We start from the raw sequence: 26119 nt of genomic DNA on the forward strand, positions 1-26119 counted from the left end.
TAAATCATTAGGGGAGGTTTAAAAATGGATGATCGTTTATTTAGAAGTGCAATGGGTAAATTTGCAACTGGTGTGACAGTCATTTTAACAGACCTAGAGGATGTAACACATGGAATGACAGCGAATGCTTTTATGTCCGTTTCACTTAATCCAAAATTAGTAGTGATTTCGATTAAAGAAAACGCACGTATGCTTCCTAAAATCCAACAAGCCAAAAAGTTTTCAGTCAATATTTTAAGTTCTAATCAGGAAGAAATTTCCAAAGTATTTGCAGGTCAAATTAAAGATCAGGAGGTAACATTTAATCGTTTAACAGATGTACCTGTTATTCCTGGGGCTATTGTGCAAGTTGCTTGTGAAGTTTCTGCTGAACATGTTGAAGGTGACCACACATTATTCATTGGTAAAGTAACTAACATTACGGTTGAAGATGGTGATCCATTATTATTTTTCAATGGAAAATATCGCAGCCTCGAGGAATTAGTTGAAGTATAAGGGAAATAGGAATCTCTAACAAGGATGATAGAAGGAGTTATGCTAATGAAAACGATTTTAATTAATGCTCTAAATTTACAGGGAATTTATACTAAGGTAACTCCTTGTGTTATGGCACTTGGCTATTTTGATGGTGTCCATCTGGGACACCAGCGTGTCATACAAATTGCCCGTAAAGAAGCAAATAATCGTGGATTTCCATTAGCACTAATGAGTTTTAGACCACATCCTATCAATATCTTGTCTGGCGGGAAGCGATGTATTTCTCATTTAACAACACTTTCTGAAAAAGAAATGATGCTCAATCGTTTAGGTGTGGACATATTTTATCTTGTCGATTTTACACTTGATTTTGCAGCACTGTCACCCAAACAATTTGTTGATGCCTATTTACTAAATCTTGGTGTAACACATGTGATTGCAGGTTTTGATTTCTCTTATGGATCTAAAGGTGCAGGAAAACTTAAACATATTCCCAATGATTCAAAATATCAAATTACTGTAACCGAGGTACAACGTGTAGACTATTTAGGTGAAAAAATTAGTTCAACAGCAATTCGACAACGATTACTATCGACCGATGTGCATGAGATTCCTCATTTTCTTGGAAAGCACTATACCGTTAAAATGCTTTGGGATGGAAATCAATTCAAACCTATGGAGCCGAAGATGCTTCCTAATGAGGGGATTTATGAGGTTGTGTTGGAGTACGGTCAGTATAAAATCAAGTCAATTGTTTCTGTCAACGAACATGGTAATATACGAATTATGGATTCGTTCAATAAGGTAACAAAGGGAAATGTAAAAATTCACTGGCTGCAGCCTAGCCAATCAAGAAGTTTAACTAGAATTTAATCTTTAGAGGAGGGGAGTTATGGTAACAGAGCAATTAATATCTAATGTAATTCAACTGCTTGATAAAGCACATGAAAAACATCAATCAATTATACCACTTACAATACAAGAGCCGACAATGACTATTGATGATGCCTATGCCATTCAAGTCAAACGAATTAAAATTGCAACAATGCTAGGTGATCGTATCACAGGCAAAAAAATTGGTTTAACATCATTTGCAATGCAAAATCTCTTAGGTGTAGATCAACCGGACTATGGACATCTTTTAGAGTCGATGTATGTAGAAGAGGGGGCAGAAATTTCCCTAAGTCAATTATTTCAACCAAAAATTGAAGGCGAAATTGCATTTGTACTTAAGGAAGATTTAGTTGGCCCAAATGTTACTGTAGATGATGTTCTACGGGCAACAGATTATGTTGTACCTGCCCTTGAAGTTGTTGATAGCCGTATTAAAGATTGGAAAATAAAACTTGAAGATACGGTTGCCGACAATGCCTCTTGTGGACTTTATGTTCTTGGATCAAATAAAGTTCACATAAGTGACGTAAATTTAATTAGCATTCATATGCAACTTTTAAAAAATAACCAAGTGATTAATGAAGGAAAAGGGATGGATGTTTTAGGAGATCCGGCTCTATGTGTTGCTTGGTTAGCGAATAAATTATCGGAATATGGTGTCACACTTAAAGCCGGGGAGGTTATTTTATCAGGTGCCTTATCCGCAGCGGTAGTAGTAGAAAAAGGAGATCAGTTTACAGCCAAGTTTACACAAATTGGTGAAGTAAATGTTCACTTTGTGGAATAAATTTAGACCCAATATGACTTTGATAAAATAACTATCAAACTAAGAGCATTGAATTAGCAAATAAAACCTATTGGCAGCTACTTCCATGAAGTGCAACCTTTCATAAGGTTAGAAAAAATCCGTTTTCCTTTAGAAAGCGGATTTTCTATAATTTACAATATTGTTTTATTGCACTTCTTTTTCTATTTCAGATTTTTTAAATACCAGCATCCTTAAGAGAGGCTTCAGAACTTAGTGGCGGTTATGTCCAATTTTGTCCCATTATGCCCCGTCTTAATCTTAGCTACTTCTAATTGTTTAACTCTTCGTTTTTGATGTATGTCATTAATAACTTTCTTCCTTTAGGTAAATGAAAGGCTCTTGCATTAAAGCTACCATTATAAATGTAGGGGAATTGGCAGTTCTAAACATGATTACTGGGTTATTTTTCATTCCAATATTTTAAAAAAAGTCATAAGTATGATTTTTTAAGTTTGCTAATTTAAATGTCAATATATTTATTAAATTGTTTTTTTGCAAATTCCACCATAACACGTGTTATTTCTGAATAGTTAGTATTATTTAACCTCACAAAACCAATAAATTGGTTTTGTGGAAAAGGTACTATTAAATCAATGAGAACAATATCCTCTTGTTGAATAAAATAAGGATCAGTTATGAAACTATAATTTAAGCCTATGGTAATAGCAGTATTATTTGAAAGACTTTTACGGATTGAATCTAAATTATTTGTTCTTAAAGCAATATCTATCTTATCAAAATTATTATCACTAGATAAAATATCCATTATTTTATAATCATCATGAATTGCTATTGGATAGTCACTAATATCTGAAAGTGTGACTGATATCTTTTTGGCAAGTGGAGATGTATTATTTACCGCAATCACAGTTTTACAAGAAGTTACTTTTTCAAAGTAATATTCCTTTTTTTCTAATTGATCTTTATCATCAAATGCTAAAAGAGCAATGTCGATATCTTGATTTAACAGTTTCTCATATATTTGTGTTGTACTTCCTTCGAATAGGTTGGATTTTATTAGAGGATAAGTTTTTTTAAAATCTGAGAAGGAGTCAATTATTAAGGGCATAAAACCGGGTAATGAACCGAATCTTATGGTTCCATTAAGTTCATTCTTGATTATTTGGATGGTTTCATTTAGAATCTCAATTTTTAAAATTATTTCCCTAGCTTTATTAATTATTAATTGTCCCTCTTTAGTAGGAATTGTACCAGATCGAGACCTTTTAAATAATTTGATATTAATTTCCTTCTCAAATTGTGATAAAGATTGGCTTAATGTTGGTAAAGTGATATTTCGATTATTTGCCGCTAATGTTAAAGACTTTGTTTTAGATATTTCTACAATGTTTGCTAGTTGTTCTAAGTTCAATATATTCACCCCTTATATACTTAAAAAATAACTAAGTTAACTTAAATATAATTAAATATATTTAAAATAACAATTCATTTATAATAGAAATGTACTAAAATTTTCACAAATTAAATTATTATGACATTGACATTATATTCTTTTGTCATAAAGGAGGATTTGAAATGAGATTACAAAATAAAGTAGCTATTATTACTGGAGCTGCAAGCGGAATGGGTGCAGAAGAGGCAAAACTATTTGCTAAAGAAGGAGCAAAAGTAGTTGCAACTGACGTACAATATGAAAAATTAGAAGAGGTTGTAAATGAAATTATTCGTAATGGCGGAGACGCCTATGCAATAAAGCATAATGTAGCTTCTTCTGAAGAATGGGAATTTGTTGTTGAACAAGCAGTAGCTACTTATGGTAAGGTAGATATTTTAATAAACAATGCAGGGATCGGTGGTAAAAATCAATTTGGTACACCAGAAACAACTGAATTGGATGAATGGGACATGGTAATAAATATCAATCTTAAAAGTACTTTTTTAGGTATGAAGTACGTCCTACCTATTATGAAAAAAGTTGGGAGCGGTTCCATTGTTAACATATCATCTATAGCTGCAATGATTGGTACAGCAGGTCCAACTGCTTATACTGCAACAAAAGGTGCAATCCGTTCGATGACAAAAAATGTTGCTGCAAGTTATGGTAAATTTAATATTCGAGTGAATTCGGTTCATCCCGGCTTTATTAATACACCAATGATGAAAGGTACATTAGAAGATGAAAAAGCTTCTGAACATATTACATCCATTATTCCATTAGGCCGTCCATCTGAACCAATTGAAGTGGCACAGGGAGTATTATTCCTTGCATCAGATGAAGCAAGTTATTTAACAGGTACTGAATTAGTGATTGATGGTGGAGCTACAATAATTTAATCACCATCAATAAATGCTATTTAAAGGTTATACAAATTTTGTGAATAGAAGCTATTTTGTTCAATTAATAGCTTCTTTTTTATTAGAAATTTAATAAATTTTTATTTACGTATAATCAGAATAGAAACAACCAACGAAAAAATAATCCTTATATATCTTCCGGAATTTTTCTGATCTTTTTTAGTAGTCCTATTAATAGTATTATAAAATTTAATAATAGAGATACATAAGAACTGAAATTATAAGTTATCAAGCTATAGACAAATAACATACAAAAATTATTAACGTTGCTAGCATACTTTCCCTCCTAAATATTAAAAGCTCCTTAAAAACTACAAAAGTCAATTAACATTCCTACAATAAGCTAAAAATCACTACTCACTACTAAAAATAGACTACCCAAAAATCAGAAAAAATGAACTTTTATAAAATTATCTAAGAATTAAATTGGAAATGAATACTATCCTGTAGTGTAAAAACTATAGCATATCGGCCTTGATGCGGAAGAATGATCTAATAATATTTAAGATTCACTTATGTTAGAATATTCACAAACAAAGTGAAAGGAGAGCTAGTTTTGAAATCTATTTTACTAAAGTAGTAGGTTGATTGAGCATATATCTTCTTGTAATACAAAATTCCCATCTTATTTAACTAACGTTGTTGTAACGCTTGATATTAGTGGTTTCTAATTATAAGAATTGCCTTTTCTAAATGATTAGATGTATCTTTACCTATAATAGAAAATTCCCAGCCTTAACCGAAAAGTCATTCATATCAAGGGATACAGCAATTTTCTATTTGTCTACCATAAAAAAGATAGACCATAAAGTCTATCTAAAGAGTGTTGATTATACCTCCACTGTATTTAATGGATTATACTTGTCGTTTTGTTCTTTTAAATCATTTCCCCACATGGCAGCGTATTTTTCGGTTACGGCTATTGAGGAATGTCTCATTAGTTTTTGGATAGCAAATGTACTCATTCCAGAATGGATGCATCGTTGACAGAAGGTGCGTCGGAAAGTATGGGCTGATAATCTGACATCTTTAAAATTCATAATTCGTGCTAACCGTTTAAATACATTTTTTAAGGCATCGGGTGTGAATTCTTAGTTGTAACGATTAGTAAAGATATAATCACTTAAATACTCACGGCCAAATACTTGTTCACAGTATAGGTGGTAGGAAGACAATTCGTGAATAACCTTCTTTGTCACAGGAATAGATTCGCGCTTACGGTTTTTACCGAATAAAGAAAGGGTTTGATTACATGTCTAAATCAGTCCATTTTAGTGTAGTAAGTTCAGATAACCTGATGCCTGTACCAATTAAAACAATAATGTTTGTATGATCTCGATAGGCAACAAAGGGCTTTTTTCTATTAATCCTTCTATAGTAATGGAGCAGTTGTTTAATGTGATAATCCGTAAATACATCTATTCGGATATCTTCTTTGGCTTTGGGTACTTTGGTGGCAGGGCTCTTTTTAATTACTTCACATTCAACCATATTATTAAAGAAGGCTCTTGTACGATGTAACTTAGTGTTTGTGGTAGTAGGCTTATTACCCTTGTCCTTACAGTGAATTATGTATTGTTTAACATGAGAAGGGGAGACATCTTCAACAATAAGAACTTCATTCTCGTTGAAAAAGCGTAACATTTCGTTGAGGATTAACTTGTAAGTTTCCATAGTCTGTGGAGTTACATTTTTAAACTCTCTGTCTTCATAAAAATCTTGGATAACAAACTTTAGTAACATAGAAAATACCACCTCACATGATTTTGTGAAGTGGTCGTTGAGTATCGTAACAGGTTTTGCTACGACCATAACATTTTAGGTTATGAGAAAGTTGATTCAAACCTTGCTACGACTATAAGTATGATCCCGACTGGGTTCGAACCAGCGACCCCCACCCTGTCAATTTACTAGTCTGAATTTCTAAATTTAATCAAAGTAAGATAGTTTCTATTTTTTCATATAGACCGCAAACAATAACGGATTATTCATTCAAGCATTCTTCGGATTGCTTTTTTATATTTCTTTTTCATTATTATTGCAGGAAATATAGTTCGTGCTTGTCGAATTAATTATTTGGGAGAGAGTTGAATATTTTAGCGGGAAGAGATTTTTAGAAATTGATATTCCGTGTGAAATGTCAGAAGTTAAATTAATTCCTCCTATCATTTGAAAAGTCCAGTGAATATGTTACGCCTAATTAATTCGGAATATTTAGATTTTGGAGAAGGGGGATACAGTAATGAATGTACCATTAATACTTACGCAATTCTTAGACAGGGCCGTAAGCTTGTATGGGGACAAGCAGGCCATCATATGTGAAAACAGGGTATTTACATATCAAGAACTAAATGAAAGAGTTAATCGGTTATCTCACGGTTTAAAGAATTTGGGGGTTCAAAAAGGGGATCGTATTGCCTACTTAGCACCAAACTCTGTTGAAATGCTGGAGGGCTTTTATGGGATTTTCCAATTGGGTGGTGTGATGGTACCACTAAATAGTCGATTAAAGCCAGATGATTATCAATTTATTTTAAACCACAGTGAATCGAAAATTTTATTCGTTGATCAAGACCTTTACCATTTGATTTTGCCAATTAAAGATAAGCTAAAAACGATTGAAAAAATTATAGTTCATTATAAAGATTCAGAGACAGAAGAGGTAGGATATGATGTTTGGTTGGAAGAGCAAAGTAAAGAGGCATTTGAGAGATTTCCGTTAGAAGAAGATGATGTATCCAGCCTTCTTTATACAAGTGGAACAACTGGGAATCCAAAGGGAGTCATGCTGACTCATCGAAATAACTATATTCATGCGTTAAGTACGATGCATCATCTTCGCATAACGGATGAAGATGTGTTACTTCATGTCTTACCGATGTTCCATGTAAATGGTTGGGGTTCTCCGTTTTATTATACGGCTAACGGTGCTACTCAGGTCTGCTCTCGAAAAACGACACCTGAGATGATTTTTTCTGCCCTGGAAAAACATAAAGTAAACGTTATGCATATGGCTCCAACCGTGTTAAATGCACTCCTGCAATATTTCGATCAGAATAGCTCAAATATTGAACAAGCAGTTCGCGTTGTCATTGCCGGTTCGGCACCACCGCCAGCCTTTGTTAGACGAGTGGAAAAAGAGCTGGGCTGGGATTTCATACAAGTATATGGAATGACTGAATCTTCTCCTTTAAGCTTGATTTCAGTTGTTCGCTCAAAATTAAAGGAGTTACCTACTGAGGAACAATACAGAATTAAATCGAAGGCTGGGATATCGATGGTTGGCTGTGATGTTAAAGTTGTGACTGAGCATGGAGAAGAAGTCGAGCATAACGGTAAAGAGATTGGGGAAGTCATTACAAGAAGTAATGGAGTCATGTTAGGATACTGGAAGAATGAAGAGGCAACGATGGAGGCGATTAAAAACGGATGGCTTCATACGGGAGATATGGCTACTGTAGATGAATATGGACATATTGATATTGTCGATAGGAAGAAAGATGTTATCATAAGCGGAGGAGAAAATATCTCTTCCATCGAGGTTGAGGGCGTGTTATATGACCACCCTGATGTATTAGAAGCAGCGGTAATCGCTGTTCCTCATGAAAAGTGGGGAGAAACTCCGCATGCCTTTATTGTTCAAAGAGAGGGAAGAAACGTTTCTGAAGAGGAATTAATTGCATTTACAAGAGAAAGGTTAGCTCATTTTAAAGCGATAACAGGAGTAACCTTTGTAAGCGAACTACCAAAGACAGCTTCTGGGAAAATACAAAAGGTAGTCCTTCGTAATGATTACTGGGAGGCAGCCGGAAAAGGCGGGAAATTCGTCAATTAATAAAATATCAACTGAAGATTATTATGATAGGTAACTAGTAGGATTAGATTAGGAAAAATAAGTATAATCAATATAAAAAAGACTCGCTATCTGATTAGCGAGTTTTAACTTTCTTAGAATCTATTTAATGGTGCTACATATTTCGATTTAATTAATTAATTTAAGAACTACACTCAAAGTAGATTTCACATTCATTTTTAACTATCCAATCAAAACCTAAATATTTGAATAAATAAAATAATTTGACAATTTCAAGAAGTTTAAGTTAGAATCTAAATCATAATAAATGAACATGGAGAGGGGTGAAGAAAACGGAATTAAAGGATCGCATTCTGGATACATCTGTTAAGCTGTTTGAAAAGCACGGCTTTCATGGTGTTTCAGTAAATGATATTGTTCAGGCCAGTGATACTTCAAAGGGTGGTTTTTATCACCATTTTCAATCAAAGGATGAATTGCTTTTCTCTATACACGACACATTTATCTCCTATGTCTTACGTAAAGCCAAAGAGGCTATCCACCATTATCAAACTCCACCAGAGAAACTTCAGCAGATTATTTACTCGTTTACGAAAGTATTTGATCTCTACCAATCTCACATATCAGTCTTTTATCAGGAAAGTAAATATTTAAAACCGGAACTGGATTCAACTATTAAACTGAAGCGGGATGAGTTCAGGCTATTAATATACGAAGTCATTAAAGAAGGTCAGGATTCCGGAGATTTTCGAAAAGAGATTCCTTTTGAAATCAGTGGTCTTGCCATATTGGGAATTGTGAACTGGACCTCAAAATGGTATCAACGAAACGGGCCAATGCCGATGGATCAGATTTCTGTGTATTTTACTGACTTTATTATGCATGCTCTATTAACCGAAGAGGCAAAAAGGAAATACGGACATTTTTTTACCACATAATTAAAGCGCTTACATATCTATAACAGACCAACCAGTCGGTCTTTCACAAAATGGTAGGAGGATGAAAATGAACTTTGAATTGAGCACGGAGCAAAAGATGGTCCGCAATATGGCAAGAGAATTTGCGGAAAAGGAAATTAAGCCAATTGCGATTGAATTAGACCGGGAGTCAAGATTCCCTGAAGAAGTATTTAAGAAAATGGGTGAATTAGGTCTGCTCGGAATTCCCTTTCCGGAAGAATACGGAGGCTCCGGTGGAGATACGATCTCTTATGCGCTTGCAGTAGAGGAAATTGGAAGAGCCTGCGGAGGTACGGGCTTGAGCTATGCAGCTGCTGTATCACTTGGATCGAGTCCGATTTATTATTTTGGAACCGAGGAGCAAAAGCAACAGTACTTAACTCCATTAGCAAGTGGTAAGGCCTTAGCATCATTTGGATTAACAGAGCCTAATGCCGGATCAGATGCCGGAGGGACGAGAACAAAGGCCGTGCTAGAAGGAAATGAGTACGTAATTACAGGAGAAAAATGCTGGATTACAAATGCCGGATTTGCAGAAACGATTACGGTCACTGCGGTATCTGGTAAGACCAATACCGGAAAAAATATTATTTCCGCCTTTCTTGTACCAACTAATACGCCAGGGCTAAAGATTACTAGCAATTACGACAAAATGGGTGTTCGAGCTTCGAATACATCAGAAATAATCCTCGACCATGTTCGGGTACCTAAGGAGAATGTCCTTGGAGATCTCGAGGGAGGATTTAAACAATTTTTATATACACTGGACGGCGGCCGGATTTCAATCGCGGCTTTGGCGGTCGGGATTGCTCAGGCAGCATTTGATAAAGCGCTTGCCTACAGTAAGGAACGAATCCAGTTTGGACAGTCCATCTCTAAGTTTCAGGCTATTCAATTTAAGCTGGCAGACATGGCAATGGAAATTGAGCTGGCGAGAAATATGGTATTAAAGGCTGCCTGGCTTAAAGATCAAAAAAAGAATTTCACAAAAGAATCTGCCTATGCCAAGCTATTTGCTTCTGAAATGGGATTCCGTACATGCAATCAGGCGATTCAAATTCATGGTGGATATGGATATATGCGTGAATACGAAGTGGAGCGTTACTTACGTGATATGAAGTTATTGGAGATTGGCGAGGGTACATCAGAAATTCAGCGACTTGTAATATCCCGCCAACTAGGTTGCTAGCCTTATATTTTTTTTAGTGATAAGGAGGAACGAGATGGCGGATTTGGTTCAGAAAACAGTGGGTGCTCTTTTGGATGAAATAGCTCAAGAGAATGCGGAGCGAGAAGCAGTTGTTTATGCAGATCGAGGTCTTCGGTATACGTATAAACAGTTTAATGAAGTTTGCAAGGAGGCAGCCCGAGCGTTTATGTCGCTTGGAATGGAAAAGGGAGATCATCTTGCCATATGGGCGACTAATACTCCTGAATGGCTGATTACCCAATATGCGACAGGGAAGATGGGGGCGGTGCTCGTTACGGTAAATACGAGTTACAGAGCCAAAGAGCTAGAATACCTTTTGCAGCAGTCTGATTCAAAAACACTTATTTTAATGGAAAATGTGAAGGATCATTCCTATATTGAAACACTTTATGAAGTCATACCGGAATTAAGAGATGCACCTCCTGGAGAGCTGGTATCAGAGAAGCTGCCTTATTTAAAAAATGTTATCGTGCTCGGTGAGAATCGATATCCTGGTACGTACAGCTGGGATGATGTGATAAAAATGGCCTCCCACACATCAGAGCAGGAATTGGCTGAAAGGCTGGATTCCTTACACGACAGCGATGTCATCAATATGCAGTATACGTCTGGGACAACTGGTTTTCCAAAGGGAGTCATGCTGACTCACCGCAATATCGTCAATAACGCGATCAATATTTCTGAGGGAATGAAGCTGACAAATGAAGATCGTATGTGTATTCCAGTTCCTTTTTTCCATTGTTTTGGGTGTGTATTAGGAACATTAACAGCCGTTTCTGTTGGTGCAGCCATGATTCCATTGCAGGAGTTTAATCCGCGCAGTGTTTTACAGGTTGTTGAAGAAGAAAAATGTACCGCTCTTCACGGTGTTCCGACGATGTTCATTGCTGAAATGAATCTGGAGGACTTTGAAGAATACGATTTATCCACTCTGCGTACAGGTATAATGGCTGGTTCCACCTGCCCTATTGAAGTCATGAAGGGTGTAGTGGAAAAGATGGGGGCCAATGAAATAACGATTGTATTTGGACAGACCGAATCTTCACCTGGTATCACTCAAACGAGGACGGACGATCCGCTTGAATTGCGAGTCAGCTCCATTGGCAGATCGATGCCTAATATTGAGGTGAAAATCGTCGAGCCTGGCACTGAGAATGAAGTGCCTCGGGGGCAGCATGGCGAGTTAATCACACGCGGTTACCATGTCATGGAGGGTTATTACAAAAATCCAGAAGCAACTGCAGCTGCGATTTCCAAAGATGGCTGGCTTCATACCGGTGATTTGGCTGTCATGGATGAAAATGGGTATTGCGCTATTACTGGCAGGCTTAAGGACATGATTATCCGTGGTGGCGAAAATATTTATCCAAGAGAAATAGAAGAGTTTTTGTACCAGCATCCTTCTGTACTTGATGTCCAGGTCATTGGTGTACCAGATGCCAAATATGGTGAAGAAGTAATGGCATGGATCATTCCTAAAGAAGGCACATCCATAACAGCCGAGGATATCCGTACTTACTGCCACGGGAAGATTTCAAGGCATAAAATTCCGCGCTATATCGAATTTATAGACGAATATCCGATGACAGCTTCCGGAAAAATTCAAAAATATAAGCTTCGGGAACAATCCATGCAGATTTTGGGAACGTGAGGAGGAGCAGCATTGTTTAAGAAAATATTAATTGCCAATCGAGGGGAAATCGCTTCAAGAATAATCCGTACCTGTAAACGCCTTAATATCGAAACGGTTGCGGTTTATTCTGAGGCAGATCAAGAGGCACCATTTGTTAAGGAAGCAGATTTTGCTTTTCTTTTGGGTGGTCCAAGAGTAAATGAAAGCTATGTTAATACCGCGAAAATATTAGAGATTGCGAAAGAGCATGATGTGGAAGCTATCCATCCGGGTTACGGATTTTTAAGTGAAAACAGTGAGTTTGCGAGGGAATGCATAAGAGAAAATATTGTTTTCATTGGTCCCTCTCCGGATGTCATTGAACTAATGGGACAAAAGACAAAGGCAAGGGAGGCCATGGAGAAGTCAGGTGTACCGGTTGTGCCTGGAATATCATACCCGCTTGCTGATGCGGAGGAGGCAGTCAGGGTAGCTAAGAAACTCGGATATCCTGTAATGCTGAAAGCCTCTGCTGGCGGAGGCGGGATTGGCATGCAGTCAGTCTCAAATGAAATCGAGCTCATAAAAGCATATGAAGGCAATCAAAACCGAGCCCAAAGTTTTTTTGGCAATGGGGATATGTTCCTTGAGAAAGTCATTGTGAACCCGAGACATATTGAAATTCAAGTGCTGGCTGACAAGCAAGGCAATGCTGTATACCTTTGGGAACGTGAATGTTCCATTCAGCGCCGTAATCAAAAAGTGGTAGAAGAAGCACCATCTCCATTTGTTGATGAGAGTTTACGGAAAAGAATGGGCGAAACAGCATTAAAGGCCGTACGCGATTTAGGCTACTATAATGCCGGTACCTTTGAATTTTTAATGGATGAACAAAAGAATTTCTATTTCCTTGAAATGAACACGCGCCTGCAGGTTGAACATCCGGTAACAGAGGAGATTACGGGAATTGATATGGTTGAGGAGCAAATTAGGATTGCCTATGGGGAGAATTTACGTTTTACCCAAGATGATATTCGGTTAGAGGGTCATGCTATTGAAGTGAGAGTCTATGCGGAGGATCCCGTTACGTTCTTACCATCACCCGGGCAAATAACCCATCTGAAATTACCGAATGGTCCAGGTGTACGAAATGAGGTTGCTATCAGTGGTAACTCTAAGGTAACACCATTTTATGATCCGATGATTGCAAAACTAATTGTGTCGGCATCAAGCAGGGAAGAAGCTATAAGCTGTATGACAAAGGCACTTCAAAGCTATGAAATTCAGGGAATTAAAACAAATCTACCCATGCTTTTAACGGTCATCCAGCATGAAGCATTTAAGGCGGGAGACACAACAACTGGGTTTATTGAAGCAAATCTTAAAAAAATGAAAAACAGATAGGAGAGGTAATAATGGCTGAAGAAATCAAAGCAAGTATGGCAGGAAATGTATGGAAAATACAAGTGAAAGAGGGAGATACCGTTGAAAACGGTCAGGACATGGTCATTTTGGAATCTATGAAAATGGAAATTCCTATAGCCGCTGAAGGAGACGGACTCGTCACAGAGGTTGTCGTAAACGAAGGGGATTTTGTAAATGAGGGCGATGTTTTAATCCGTATTGACTAGAAGGGAGAGAACTTTTTTGGAGATACCTGAATTTGTACAAATAAAAGAAGTTGGCCCCCGGGACGGTTTGCAGAACGAGATGAATATCACTCCGACTGAACAAAAAATAGAATGGATTGACCTGTTGAGCGAAACGGGTCTTTCTTATATTGAAATTACTTCTTTTGTTGCTCCTAAATGGATACCGCAGCTGGCTGATGCGCTAGAGGTATCGAGGAAAATCAAGCGCAAGAATACGGTCACTTATGCGGCTCTAGTGCCCAATCGAAAGGGATTGGAAAATGCGCTTTTAGCAAATATCGATGAAGTTTCTATTTTCATGTCAGCGAGTGAAGCACATAATCAAAAAAATATAAATAAATCCATTGCAGACACCTTTCCAATTCTTCAGGAGGTTGCAGAGGATGCATCAAAGGAAGGAAAAACAACACGCGCTTATGTATCGACAGTGTTTGGCTGTCCGTACGAGGGCGAGGTTCAGATTGACGCTGTCTTACATATATGCGATAAGCTGTTCGCGATGGGGGTAGATGAAATCTCTCTTGGCGATACAATCGGTATTGCCCATCCAAAACAGGTTGATTTTGTACTGGATGAAGTAACAAAACGGTTTAATAAGGATCGTATTGCGCTACACTTTCACGACACCCGCGGCATGGCGCTGGCTAATATATTAGTAGCTTTAAAGAAAGGGTATACGATCTTTGATTCCTCGCTTGGCGGTTTGGGCGGCTGTCCATATGCACCTGGAGCTTCAGGAAATGTAGCAACTGATGACTTAGTTTATATGCTTGAGAGGATGGGGATTCGTACGGGTATTGATGGAAGAATGTTAGCTAAAGCTGCAGATTATATTCAAAAACAGATGGGTATCCCTTTGTCGAGTAAACAAATGGCTATCCAGGAGAAAAAAGAAGGGAGAAGGGTCAACTGATGATCAAGCAATCCATACGAGAAGACGGGGTAGCGGTGATTGTATTAGATCAGCCTCAGAAATCCAACGCTTTATCTATTGAGATGTTAAAAGAATTGCAACAAACACTGCGTCTATATAAAGAAAATTCATCTATTCATTGCATAATCATTACTGGAAGCGGTGACAAAGCATTTTGTTCTGGTGCTGATCTAAAAGAACGGTTAAATATGACGCCAGCACAGGTAGGTGAAGCGGTCCGATTAATTAAGGAAACCATTTCCATGATTGACCAAATGCCGCAGCCGACGATTGCATCCATTAATGGGGCAGCATTTGGCGGAGGGCTTGAGCTTGCATTGGCATGTGATATCAGAGTGGCCAGCCATCATGCTAAGATGGGGCTCACAGAAACCTCTCTGGGAATCATTCCAGGCGCAGGCGGAACACAGAGGCTGCCGAGATTAATTGGAATCAGCAAAGCAAAGGAGCTTATTTTCACCGCTCGCAGGATAGATGCCATTGAGGCACTGCAAATTGGCCTGGTTAATCAAATCGCAAAGCCGGATGAACTGGAGACGATGAGCCTATCAATCGCAAGGAAAATTGCAGCCAATGCACCTATCGCAGTGAAGGAAGCTAAAAAAGCGATAGAAAGAGGTATGGAAACAGATTTAGTACATGGTTTGCAAATTGAAGAAATGAGCTATCAGGTTACGATTCCAACGAAGGATCGTATGGAGGGACTCATCGCATTCAAGGAAAAACGTAAGCCTGTATATACCGGTGAATAAACTCTCAATAGAAAGGTAGATGACGATGAACACAATTCAAAACGACCTTATAGAACGAATAGAAAAAATAAAAGGAGGCGGAGAAGAGAAGTATCATCAAAAAAATAAAGAAGCAGGCAAATTGTTCGTTCGTGAGCGTTTGGAGCTATTGTTTGATGAAGGCGTTTTAGCGGAGGATGGATTGTTTGCGAATCATTCTGCGGAAGGTTTACCGGCTGACGGGGTGGTAACTGGATTAGGGAAAATAAATGGTCAAACGGTTGCTGTTATGGCCAATGATTCAACCATTAAAGCAGGATCATGGGGTGCACGGACGGTTGAAAAAATCATTCGTATTCAGGAAACTGCTGATAAGCTTCAAATTCCTATGCTGTATTTAGTGGACTCAGCCGGTGCGAGAATAACGGATCAGGTAGAGATGTTCCCTGGACGCCGAGGGGCTGGCAGAATTTTTTATAATCAGGTAAAACTGTCCGGGAAAATCCCGCAAATCTGTTTATTATTTGGCCCATCTGCAGCAGGCGGTGCCTATATTCCAGCATTTTGCGATATCGTTGTGATGGTGGAAGGAAATGCTTCCATGTATCTTGGTTCTCCTAGAATGGCAGAGATGGTGATTGGTGAGAAGGTCACATTGGAACAAATGGGCGGAGCGAAAATGCATTGTTCTGTATCAGGTTGCGGAGATGTTCTTGTAAGCAGTGAACAAGAGGCAATCGAATATGCCCGGAAATATCTATCCTACTTCCCAGCCAATTTTGCCGAAAAAACAAAAAGCACCGAAGAAAAACTACCTCAAGTATCAGACAAAACAATCGCAGATCTTATCCCTCAGAATCAAAATGCACCTTTTAATATGTATGATCTCATTAATCAATTAATAGACGAGGATTCCTTTTGTGAAATCAAGAAAATGTTTGCACCTGAATTAATTACTGGTCTTGCCCGAATGGGTGGTAAACCGATTGGTATTATTGCCAATCAGCCTCGTGTAAAGGGTGGAGTCCTTTTTCATGATTCTGCTGATAAAGCAGCCAAATTCATTAATCTATGTGATGCTTTCAATATCCCCTTGCTCTTTTTGGCCGATATACCAGGCTTTATGATTGGCACTAAAGTAGAGCAGGCAGGAATTATCAGGCACGGTGCAAAAATGATTGCTGCCATGAGTGAAGCAACCGTTCCAAAAATCTCTGTTATTGTTCGGAAAGCGTATGGAGCTGGCCTTTATGCGATGGCCGGTCCAGCCTTTGAACCAGATTGCTGTATTGCCTTGCCGACTGCCTCGATTGCAGTGATGGGTCCAGAAGCGGCAGTGAATGCTGTGTATGCCAATAAAATTGCCGCGCTGCCGGAAGAAGAACGTCAAGGCTTCATTATGGAAAAAAGAGAAGAGTACAAGGAAGATATTAATATTTATCGCCTCGCCTCAGAAATGATCATTGATGATATTGTTGAACCTAATGATTTAAGAAGTCAATTAATCACTAGATTTAGCTTATATCAAAGTAAATATCAGGTCTTTTCATGCCGAAAACATCCGGTTTACCCGGTTTGAGGAAACGGAGGGTTCTTTCATGAGCCAAGTAGCCTGGATACCCGATCATCGTACGATTTCTAACCTGCGTCTTTATAAATGGATACAAGAACTGGGCTTTAAAGACTATGACCAATTTTATGCTAAATCGATTGAAAAACCCGAATGGTATTGGGGAGAGGTCGAAAAAGAATTGGGGTTCAGTTGGAAAACACCATATAAAAAAGTAATGGATTTATCAAATGGGATTGAATTCCCGGATTGGTATGTCGGTGGAACCTGTAATATTGTGGATTCTTGTATAGAGAAATGGATATATTCTGATCATCATGCAATCGAATATGAAAATGAATTAGGACAAACAAAGAAAATCTCCTTTCCGCAATTATATGGTTGGGTGAGCCGAGTGGCAGGAGGGTTATTGGAACAGGGGATTGTACGTGGAGATAGAATAACCATCTATATGCCAATGATTCCGGAGACCATTGTAGCCATTCTGGCTGCTGCAAAAATTGGAGCGGTTGTCTCGCCTGTATTCTCCGGTTTTGCAGAGGATGCCCTAAAGACACGGGTAAACGCAGCAGGCTCCAAAATGATTATAACGGCAGAATCCTATACTCGACGTGGTAAAAAGGTCGATATGTTAAAGACAGTTACAAATGTTTTAGATGAAATGGATACTTTGGAGAAGGTAGTTGTAGTGGGAGAGACTGGGATGCGTGGCTCATTTGTATCCTGGACTCAAATCGAAGCAACTGATTCGGTGGACACCTCTGCTGAAATGAAGAGTGATGACCCATTCATGCTCATTTATACATCAGGGACAACAGGTAAACCAAAAGGAACAGTCCACACTCATACCGGTTTCCCGATAAAGTCAGCGATTGATGCAAGAATCTCAATGGACGTGGTCAAAGGTGATAAGCTTCTCTGGATAACCGATATGGGCTGGATGATGGGACCATTCCAGTTGTTTGCCAGTTTAATGAACGGAGCTACGATTATGCTTTACGATGGGGTGCCTGACTACCCAACAGCTAATCAGATATGGAAGTTAGTTGAAAAGTGGAAAGTTACGCAATTAGGAATATCACCTACATTAATTCGTTCTCTTATGGCAAGAGCTGATGATTCGATTGGTTCTCATGATCTTTCATCTCTTAAAGTGTTTGGATCAACGGGTGAGCCTTGGAATCCGGATCCATGGAATTGGTTGTTTGAAAGGATTGGGAAAAAGAAAATCCCGATTATTAATTATTCAGGAGGCACCGAAATATCCGGCGGCATTTTAGGAAATGTTTTATTGAAGCCTATTGCTCCTGTTACATTTAATTCACCGATGCCAGGCATGGATATTACGGTATTAAATTCATCCGGTGAATCTGTTACGAACGAGGTGGGTGAGCTCTGTATTCGCGCTCCTTGGGTTGGCATGACTAAAGGCTTCTGGAATGAGAAGGAAAGATACTTGGATACATACTGGAGCACCTATAAGAATACCTGGGTTCATGGGGATTGGGTTAGTACAGACGGCGTTTTTTGGGAGATTAAAGGGCGGTCTGATGATACATTGAATATAGCAGGAAAAAGAGTAGGTCCGACTGAATATGAATCCATTCTTATTAAGCATGAAGATGTGATTGAAGCGGCTGCTATCGGTATTCCGGATGAGCTTAAAGGGGAATCCTGTGTATGCTTTGCCGTTTTACAAACGAATGTAAAGGGGAGTACAGAGCTAGAAAATGAGCTCATGAAGCTTTTGGGCAATCAGCTTGGAAAAGCACTCAAGCCTTCAGCTATTTACTTCGTGAGCGACCTGCCAAAAACGAGAAACCAGAAAATTATGCGCCGAGTCATCAAATCTACCTTCCTTAACCAAGATGCAGGTGATTTATCCTCCTTAGTCAATCCGGAGATCGTACATGAAATCAATCAGATAAAAATAAAATGATACCCAGTTAGTTGGAAGCAAGTGTGCGAATCACATGCTGGTAAACAGCTATCTGATAGTTAAGCGTTGGCATGGATAATCTCCATGCTTTTTTAATTAGTTTTATAGTTAATATAATTGGGTTGTTGTATTCTTGAAAACTTAACGATTAAAATAATTTAATAGAATGTATCGGAACAAAAGAAAAAGCAAGGCATACATCATTGCCTCGCTTTACTGTCCTGTTAACGAATACGCTGTTTCCGAATCCATTGAGTAGCAATCCATTTTTCACCTTTGGTAACCGGGGCACCGCCATGTAAGGTCTTTTCGTTCAGAGATTCGTCTTGGTAGAAATATTCAAAGTAAACCGCCATTCCTTTTTGTGGAGCGACTGATAAATCTAGGTGAGGGAAATACGTTTCTCCGCCTTCTTCCACATCATTTAGGTATAAGACAATTGTACTAATTCGGTTATTTTGAGCAGCTGAACTTGTCGAAGCAAAATAATCAAAGTGTGCTTTGTATTCTTGACCAGGAGTATAGCGAAGGATATGGAGATTCTCGCCATGTTCAGACGGAATGGTAGTGATGGCAGCTAGCCGTTGTTCAATGCGTAAAACGGTTTCATTTTGAGCATCTTCAATGAAAGCACCTGAACTCGTACGCATACCGTTTACTTCACGGGTTGCTCCAACGGTTGAGCGTTTCATATCCTGCTTCGCTAACTCTATCAACGTATCGCATTCCTCGTCGCTTAACACGTTTCCCAATACCACAACAAGTGGTTCACCGTGACGAGCTAAGATAGGAATTCGTCTGTTCTCTGTCTCAATGAAATGACCTGTGTGGGGGAAAATAGGCGTTTCTTTTTGTGGATGAATGGTCGTTGTCATATATTGCTTCCTCTCCCATCTTTTCTCTGTTCCATTTGTTATTTTATCATGTATTTTAATAAATCCGATTAGAATTCTCATAATTATTTATGGAAGAGAAGATTTCAAAATAATAATATATGAGTTTGAATGGGAGCAAATATTAAAAAGAATATATTCTCAAACATATCTTGAGACAAGAGAGCTCAATGGATATATAACGTTGCTGGTTGTAGTACAGGTTTTTAAGTCGTTATTAGCAAATTATGGGTGGGGGATCATTGTTATATCTGGCTTTATCAGTTTCAGACAGGAATCATTCTGGAACTACAATTTATAATCAAGGTTGATTTTCATAGAATTTAATTATTGAACTAAAAAATGAATTCTTGAAATTTATGGTAATATATATTTTGAAATGATTCGCAGTTTAGTAGAAAAAGTTATAGAGTGGAATTCAAATCATTTCAAAATAAATTTATTGATTAAAATTAAGAAATAAATTTATGGAAGTGAACGGAGGGCTTGTATATGTCGCGTATTCAATTTTTAGCATCGTCTAAGCCATTTATAATGCCTGAAGAAATAGAGAATTACCATAATAATGGAATAGATGAATTAGACATGTGTTTCTCAGTGTATGAAGCAGATAAATGGTGGTGTGATATTGTTAAACCTGTTTTATCAATGCCATACATATATGAAGTCGGAGTTCTTGGTAATCATTTTTTCGTTTATTTGGAGAAATATATGGATATTGGTGATGTTATCGAGCTTTATGAAATACCTGTTCAACAGTGGTATGAAGAATATATACAGCGTGTCCTTGAAGTTCCAGAGCCAATTATGATCAACGTTGGTAGTTACACCTACCAAAATCAATATGGATTGTTTAGGCTTAACCCTAAAAAATGGGTAGAAGAGCTTAGCCATCGAACATTATTAACTGAACGTGGTGTAACAACAATTGTGAAATATTGATAACTCTCTACTTTTAGGAGTTTCCTCTGATGGGCTCTCTTGATTATACATAAGGAAAGAAATGAAAAAGGCTTTAGTTTTGTAAACGTGGCATTTGAAGGAAAGAAACCAAAATTTTAGTTCAAGAACTTTACTATAAAAGAATAAATCAAAACTCCTCAATGAATGGGGAGTTTATTTTGTTTAATACTTTAATTTTGCTGTATATACAGAAAATGCGCCATCAAAGCAAATAAAATGGAACAATTATGATTGATCCGGTGATATTATATGTATGATTTAAATAAAGTAATGAATCAAATGGGTCTAATATCAAAATTAAGAAAAAATACTTATAGAACATAATAATATTATGTAAACAAGATTATTAAATTTATAGATATGCGGTTAATCGTATATATTAGCCTTATAAGAGAATTTTTATGGCAGTTGAAGGAGAACGGAATAATGGACATAACGAATAAAGGGTATAAAGAAGCAGTTGAAAAAGCAAAAAATGACATTCTGAATGATATTTCCTTATATATGGAAGAAAGTGAAACAAAGCCTGCTGTTAATGATTATTTGGAAAGCAGAGAACGTTATTTGAATCAGATTTGGAATTTAGCATGGAAGAGTCGAACGCTTCAGCGGATGAATAGAACTGAAAAAATTAAATTTTTGGGGCTTCGTGGTATAGAAACAGAAGGAGCCTCCAAGAAAGCAATTAATAAAATGGTTGAACAAGAACTGAGTGGACTAAAATCCTTTGATATGAAAAGTTGGATCCAAGATTACTTTGGAGAAACAGATGAACGATGGAATGAATTATTTGAATCAGTAAAGTTAAAAAAATTGAAAGCAAATTATGAGATTACCGTTATAAAAGATGAGGCCTTAAGTATTTTGAGCAGTAACAAGCTTTATTTTTATTTAAAGCTCAGATATAAAGTGGCAAATCAATTACAAAAGGATATATCAAATGTGAAGGGGTTCAATCAAGCCCAATTTGAAACGCTCAACGACCTCTTATATTGGGGATATGATGTATACCAGGATGATTCTGTTTTTGACGAATATATTTATCAAAATCTAATCGATACCTTTGTTTACGAAACCATATACCCATTTATACTATCAGAATTGCCGAATCAGATCATAAACCAATATGAGAATTTGTTTAAAGGGTCGATTAATCATAAGTTGATCAGGCAATTGATTGGGGCTAATATTAGTGAATTTCAATGGGAATATGAAAGTGAAATAGAGCAGGAATTGATTGAGGACCTTATAGATGTTCGAAACCACCCGGACGAATTTGATATACAAATGCCGTTATACCATACTCAGCACAAAGAGAGAATTGAAAAAAGAGAACAGAAATTAGAAGAGCTGAGGAAACAGGAAGAAATAAAACAAAAGAAACTGGATGATATTTTTGGAGTTGAATACAAAACAACCGTTTATAGTAACACTAAATATATTCTGCATATAGGAGAAACAAATACCGGAAAAACCTATCAGGCGTTAAATAGATTAAGGGAAGCTGCATCTGGTATATACCTGGCACCTTTAAGGCTATTGGCACTTGAAGTATATGAAACGCTTAAAAACAACGGAATTGCCTGTGCATTAAAGACAGGTGAAGAAGAAAAGGATATTGCAAATGCCACGCATTATTCCTGCACAATTGAAATGTTTACCGAGAAAGATGAATTCGACGTCATGGTTATAGACGAAGCGCAAATGATCGCAGATAAAGATCGTGGGTTTTCTTGGTTTAGAGCTATTAATAAAGCGCGTGCACGGGAAGTTCACATCATAGGCAGTCACAATTCGAAAAGGATGATTTTAAATCTGCTTCAGGGAAATGATATTGAAATTCATGAATACAAACGTGATATACCGCTGATTGTAGAGAAAAAACCTTTTAAGATCGAACATACCAAGGCAGGAGATGCATTGATTGTATTTTCTCGAAATAAAGTGCTTCAAACCGCTTCAAAGCTGGAAAGAAACGGCCATAAAGTAAGTGTCATCTATGGAAGTATGCCTCCTGAAACAAGAGCTAAACAAATTCAGAGGTTCATTAACAGGGAGACGCGAGTGATTGTATCTACAGATGCTATCGGGATGGGGCTCAATCTACCGATTAGGCGGGTCGTTTTTCTGGAAAATGATAAATTTGATGGCACGAGAAGACGTTTATTAACCTCCCAGGAAGTAAAGCAGTTAGCAGGCCGTGCCGGCCGTAAAGGTATATATAATGAAGGAAGAGTGGCATTTACTGATCAAATTGGTTTAATGAAACGGTTGTTAAATGGTGAAGACCGGCCGATCAGTACATTTACAATAGCACCTACACAGGGTGTATTTGAACGTTTTAAACGTTATCACTCGAGTTTTGATCAATTCTTTGAATTATGGGATGAATTTAAAAATCCTTCCGGCACAACAAAAGCACCGCTTACTCAGGAAAAAGCTTTATATCATTTAATTCGCCATGAACAAATAGAAGGACGAATGTCGATAACTGATTTATACGGTTTTCTGCATTTACCTTTTTCAGCGAATGAGGAGAGCCTCGTTAATCAATGGCTCTATAATATGAAAGCCATTGTGGATAGAAGAGAATTGAGAGAGCCTTTAATAAAGAAAGATTCCTTGGATGAACTTGAATTATCTTATAAATCAGTAGGATTGCATTTATTGTTTTTGTATAAATTAGATCGAAGAAGTGAAACGGTCTATTGGGAGCGAGTAAGAGAAGAAATCAGTTCAGATGCACATAATCAGTTAAGAAAAGGGGTTAAAAAATATCAAACAAAGTGTCGGTCATGCAATAAGCCGTTAAGTTGGAATTATCCATTTGCTATTTGCCAGTCGTGTTATGAAGAGAGTAAACGATCAAGATACTATTACAAAGGATGGGATATATAGGACCTTCAAGCTTGCAATCAAAATGGTTGCAAGCTTTTTTTGTATCACATAATAATATTATGTAAACAACGAGATAAATAAAAGTATTAATCTATTTATAAAATGGAATATGCCAATTCTTAAATGCATAAGTTTAATAGAGATAATAGATTTTAAACACAAAAGTAGAACCGGCTGAAAGCCGGTCCCAACGTTCTTATTGAATATTTCTGTATAACCCGATCACTTTGCCAAGGATGCTGACATTTTGTAGAATGATAGGCTCGAGCATAGAATTTTCAGGCTGCAGACGGAAATGAGTATCTTCTTTAAAGAAACGTTTAACGGTAGCTTCATCATCTTCAGTCATGGCTACGACAATTTCACCGTTGTTTGCTGTATGCTGCTGGCGAACAATTACATAGTCACCGTTAAGTATTCCAGCTTCAATCATACTGTCGCCCATAATTTCTAGCATAAACACATTTTCATCGGCAGGAGCCATATGCTCAGGCAGAGGGAAGTATTCTTCTATATTTTCGATAGCTGTAATAGGCTGCCCTGCAGTTACTTTCCCGATTAATGGTACATTAACTGAATTTGTTTTTGGAATATGGTCATGTGGATCCATATCCAGGATTTCAATAGCACGTGGTTTGGTAGGATCTCGTCTGATGAGTCCTTTGCTTTCCAATCGCGCTAAGTGACCATGAACCGTGGAACTAGAAGCCAGTCCGACTGCTTCGCCAATTTCTCGAACGGAAGGCGGATAGCCCTTCGTTTTTACTTCTTCTTTAATATATAGCAAAATATCCTGTTGCCGTTTGGATAATTTAGTAGTCATCTCCCGCACCTCTTTTAGCTTTTCTTGTTTTTAGTATATCATTTCCTGTTTAACAGTACAAACATAAGTTCGTTTTTTGTATTGACACAAAACGTTTGTTCGGTTTATACTTGATTTATATTAAACGAACATACATTCGATGGGGGTTTATTTATGAAAAAATTATGGACTTCTTATAATTATTCCATCTTGTTTTTTATCGGTCTTTTCTTATTAATAACTACAATGATAGTAACAAATATTGAAGCACCAAAAGACGATTATCAACAAATCACGGTTAAAAAAGGAGATACAGTTTGGGATATGGCTGAACGTTTTGACGGCAGCGAAATGACACAGACTGAATTTGTCTCTTGGGTTCAGGAACATAATGACTTGCACATTAATCATTTAAAGGAAGGGCAAACGATTGTGATTCCTGTAAAGAAAATGAACGAAAATACAGAAATGCTACACTTAGCAGATTCTGATAAATAACTATATAATCAGTAAGGTCGGGAATGTTTCCCGGCCTTATCTATATGTAAAGAAGAATGGTGAGAGAAAATGAAGGTTGGAATTTATTGCAGAGTCAGCACAGATAAAAGTTCACAGGAAACATCACTGGAAAGGCAGGAGCAGGAGTTAACAAGACTGGCTGCCATAAAGGGGTTCGAGGTGGTAATAATCGAGAAAGAACAAGCCAGTGGATATGATTTAGAACGAGAAGGCATTCTAATCTTGCTGGAAAAAATGAAAAATAGAGAAATCGAGGGTCTCTTGATTCAGGATGAAACAAGACTGGGCAGAGGAAATGCCAAGATTGCTCTATTACATTGCATCTATAAAGAAGGGGTTAAATTATATACGGTTACTCATAATGGTGAGCTTGAGGTTTCTGAAACAGATGCCATGCTTTTGCAAATCATCAGTATAGTAGAGGAATATCAGCGAAAATTACAAAACAGTAAAATCAGAAGAGGGATGAAACGAGCAATTGAAAATGGATATAAACCACAAAGAAATTTAGCAAATCAACATCTTGGAGGCGGAAGAGAAAGGTCAGAGGTACCTTTACAGGAGGTTATTGAGCTGCGTATTAAAGGATTAACATTTGCTGAAATTACGGAGAATTTAAACAGAAAAGGCTATGATCTCTCAAAAGCCACCATTCATCGAAGATATTCAGAATATATGAAAAAGAATACTAATCAATAGTTCATTCTTGAAAATTACGCAGTTTTTCTATACGATGACAATATCTACTTATATTTTATATAGAAGGAGCAATACCATGCTGCCAATGCATAAAATTAAAAGAATTAATGAATTATCTAAGAAATCAAAAACAGTTGGCCTTACAAAAGAAGAAGCCACTGAACAATCTCTTCTGAGGAAAGAGTATTTGGAAACCTTTCGTACCTCAATGAGAAATACGGTTGAAGGTTTGACAATTATCGATCCAGAAGGTAAGGATGTCACACCTGAAAAAATAAAAAAATTACGTAATAATAAATTACATTAAGGGTATAGCATAATAGGTTAGACTCCAAAAAAATATCTTAAGGAGTGACGATTTTGTAGCATTTACCAACAAAGTCTTGTCAACCTGTTTATACTTCATTAATATAAATTAGAAGGTTAATC

At 37.4% G+C, this 26119-nt stretch carries 24 protein-coding genes; 19 read left to right on the forward strand and 5 right to left on the reverse strand.

The window, feature by feature from the left end:
* The first annotated feature begins 24 nt into the window (after positions 1–24).
* The 3 genes from FHY47_RS03635 to FHY47_RS03645 are packed head-to-tail and all read left to right on the forward strand — an operon-like array spanning position 25 to position 2158.
* Positions 25–495: a flavin reductase family protein gene (locus tag FHY47_RS03635; protein WP_066104078.1), complete on the forward strand. Its 471-nt coding sequence runs from the start codon at positions 25–27 to the stop codon at positions 493–495.
* 45 nt (positions 496–540) lie between these two features.
* Positions 541–1350, forward strand: a complete 810-nt coding sequence (locus tag FHY47_RS03640) for an FAD synthase (RefSeq protein ID WP_066104075.1) — start codon at positions 541–543, stop codon at positions 1348–1350.
* A 19-nt stretch (positions 1351–1369) separates the two neighbouring features.
* Complete coding sequence (locus FHY47_RS03645) at positions 1370–2158, forward strand: 2-keto-4-pentenoate hydratase (RefSeq protein ID WP_066104072.1); 789 nt, start codon at positions 1370–1372, stop codon at positions 2156–2158.
* 481 nt (positions 2159–2639) lie between these two features.
* Here FHY47_RS03645 and FHY47_RS03650 read toward each other — a convergent pair whose 3' ends face one another.
* Complete coding sequence (locus FHY47_RS03650; protein WP_066104069.1) at positions 2640–3551, reverse strand: LysR family transcriptional regulator; 912 nt, start codon at positions 3549–3551, stop codon at positions 2640–2642.
* 164 nt (positions 3552–3715) lie between these two features.
* On the opposite strand from FHY47_RS03650, the gene FHY47_RS03655 reads away from it, so the two are divergent.
* Positions 3716–4474 (forward strand): SDR family NAD(P)-dependent oxidoreductase, encoded by a 759-nt coding sequence (locus FHY47_RS03655; protein ID WP_140461402.1) that lies wholly within the window; start codon positions 3716–3718, stop codon positions 4472–4474.
* Positions 4475–5325: 851 nt separating this feature from the next.
* Here the strand turns inward: FHY47_RS03655 and FHY47_RS19430 are convergent.
* Both FHY47_RS19430 and FHY47_RS19435 read right to left on the reverse strand, forming a co-directional pair.
* The gene (locus FHY47_RS19430) at positions 5326–5535 is read right to left on the reverse strand and encodes a tyrosine-type recombinase/integrase (protein WP_316245982.1); all 210 of its coding nucleotides are present in this window, start codon (positions 5533–5535) and stop codon (positions 5326–5328) included.
* Between the two features lie 208 nt (positions 5536–5743).
* The gene (locus FHY47_RS19435) at positions 5744–6238 is read right to left on the reverse strand and encodes a tyrosine-type recombinase/integrase (RefSeq protein ID WP_316245983.1); all 495 of its coding nucleotides are present in this window, start codon (positions 6236–6238) and stop codon (positions 5744–5746) included.
* Positions 6239–6737: 499 nt separating this feature from the next.
* Here FHY47_RS19435 and FHY47_RS03665 point away from each other — a divergent pair, with 499 nt between their 5' ends.
* The 10 genes from FHY47_RS03665 (at position 6738) to FHY47_RS03710 (ending at position 18916) form a co-directional block, all read left to right on the forward strand.
* Positions 6738–8330 carry a long-chain-fatty-acid--CoA ligase gene (locus FHY47_RS03665; protein ID WP_148629664.1) on the forward strand — a complete coding sequence of 531 codons (1593 nt, stop codon included), beginning with the start codon at positions 6738–6740 and terminating at the stop codon, positions 8328–8330.
* Between the two features lie 302 nt (positions 8331–8632).
* The gene (locus FHY47_RS03670; RefSeq protein WP_066104057.1) at positions 8633–9247 is read left to right on the forward strand and encodes a TetR/AcrR family transcriptional regulator; all 615 of its coding nucleotides are present in this window, start codon (positions 8633–8635) and stop codon (positions 9245–9247) included.
* Positions 9248–9314: 67 nt separating this feature from the next.
* Positions 9315–10457 carry an acyl-CoA dehydrogenase family protein gene (locus FHY47_RS03675; RefSeq protein WP_140461404.1) on the forward strand — a complete coding sequence of 381 codons (1143 nt, stop codon included), beginning with the start codon at positions 9315–9317 and terminating at the stop codon, positions 10455–10457.
* Between the two features lie 34 nt (positions 10458–10491).
* Positions 10492–12129 (forward strand): AMP-binding protein, encoded by a 1638-nt coding sequence (locus FHY47_RS03680; protein WP_254654701.1) that lies wholly within the window; start codon positions 10492–10494, stop codon positions 12127–12129.
* A gap of 12 nt (positions 12130–12141) precedes the next feature.
* On the forward strand, positions 12142–13494 hold the full coding sequence (locus FHY47_RS03685; RefSeq protein WP_139891593.1) for an acetyl-CoA carboxylase biotin carboxylase subunit: 1353 nt from the start codon (positions 12142–12144) through the stop codon (positions 13492–13494).
* 11 nt (positions 13495–13505) lie between these two features.
* Positions 13506–13721, forward strand: coding sequence for an acetyl-CoA carboxylase biotin carboxyl carrier protein subunit (locus tag FHY47_RS03690; RefSeq protein WP_066104050.1), 216 nt, complete (start codon positions 13506–13508; stop codon positions 13719–13721).
* 16 nt (positions 13722–13737) lie between these two features.
* A complete protein-coding gene (locus tag FHY47_RS03695; protein ID WP_148629665.1) occupies positions 13738–14655 on the forward strand; it encodes a hydroxymethylglutaryl-CoA lyase in 918 nt (305 codons plus the stop codon).
* Positions 14655–15428, forward strand: a complete 774-nt coding sequence (locus FHY47_RS03700) for an enoyl-CoA hydratase (protein ID WP_066104044.1) — start codon at positions 14655–14657, stop codon at positions 15426–15428. Before FHY47_RS03695 ends, FHY47_RS03700 begins: the two co-directional genes overlap by 1 nt.
* A gap of 25 nt (positions 15429–15453) precedes the next feature.
* Positions 15454–16986 carry an acyl-CoA carboxylase subunit beta gene (locus FHY47_RS03705; protein WP_139891590.1) on the forward strand — a complete coding sequence of 511 codons (1533 nt, stop codon included), beginning with the start codon at positions 15454–15456 and terminating at the stop codon, positions 16984–16986.
* 19 nt (positions 16987–17005) lie between these two features.
* The gene (locus FHY47_RS03710) at positions 17006–18916 is read left to right on the forward strand and encodes an AMP-binding protein (protein WP_148629666.1); all 1911 of its coding nucleotides are present in this window, start codon (positions 17006–17008) and stop codon (positions 18914–18916) included.
* 224 nt (positions 18917–19140) lie between these two features.
* On the opposite strand, the gene FHY47_RS03715 is transcribed toward FHY47_RS03710, so the two are convergent.
* Positions 19141–19791 (reverse strand): 2OG-Fe(II) oxygenase, encoded by a 651-nt coding sequence (locus FHY47_RS03715; protein ID WP_139891588.1) that lies wholly within the window; start codon positions 19789–19791, stop codon positions 19141–19143.
* Positions 19792–20301: 510 nt separating this feature from the next.
* Between FHY47_RS03715 and FHY47_RS03720 the strand changes: the two genes are divergently transcribed.
* A complete protein-coding gene (locus FHY47_RS03720; RefSeq protein ID WP_066104031.1) occupies positions 20302–20751 on the forward strand; it encodes a hypothetical protein in 450 nt (149 codons plus the stop codon).
* A gap of 447 nt (positions 20752–21198) precedes the next feature.
* On the forward strand, positions 21199–23670 hold the full coding sequence (locus FHY47_RS03725; protein ID WP_148629667.1) for a helicase-related protein: 2472 nt from the start codon (positions 21199–21201) through the stop codon (positions 23668–23670).
* 196 nt (positions 23671–23866) lie between these two features.
* On the opposite strand, the gene lexA is transcribed toward FHY47_RS03725, so the two are convergent.
* Positions 23867–24493, reverse strand: a complete 627-nt coding sequence (gene lexA / locus FHY47_RS03730; protein ID WP_066104026.1) for a transcriptional repressor LexA — start codon at positions 24491–24493, stop codon at positions 23867–23869.
* A 153-nt stretch (positions 24494–24646) separates the two neighbouring features.
* On the opposite strand from lexA, the gene yneA reads away from it, so the two are divergent.
* The 3 genes from yneA (at position 24647) to FHY47_RS03745 (ending at position 25997) form a co-directional block, all read left to right on the forward strand.
* Positions 24647–24970: a cell division suppressor protein YneA gene (gene yneA / locus FHY47_RS03735; RefSeq protein WP_066104023.1), complete on the forward strand. Its 324-nt coding sequence runs from the start codon at positions 24647–24649 to the stop codon at positions 24968–24970.
* A gap of 69 nt (positions 24971–25039) precedes the next feature.
* A complete protein-coding gene (locus FHY47_RS03740; RefSeq protein WP_066104021.1) occupies positions 25040–25690 on the forward strand; it encodes a YneB family resolvase-like protein in 651 nt (216 codons plus the stop codon).
* Between the two features lie 76 nt (positions 25691–25766).
* Positions 25767–25997 (forward strand): DUF896 domain-containing protein, encoded by a 231-nt coding sequence (locus FHY47_RS03745; RefSeq protein WP_066104018.1) that lies wholly within the window; start codon positions 25767–25769, stop codon positions 25995–25997.
* Positions 25998–26119 lie beyond the last annotated feature (122 nt).

This window comes from Bacillus sp. E214 (genome assembly GCF_008087365.1).
GTDB lineage: Bacteria > Bacillota > Bacilli > Bacillales > Pradoshiaceae > Pradoshia.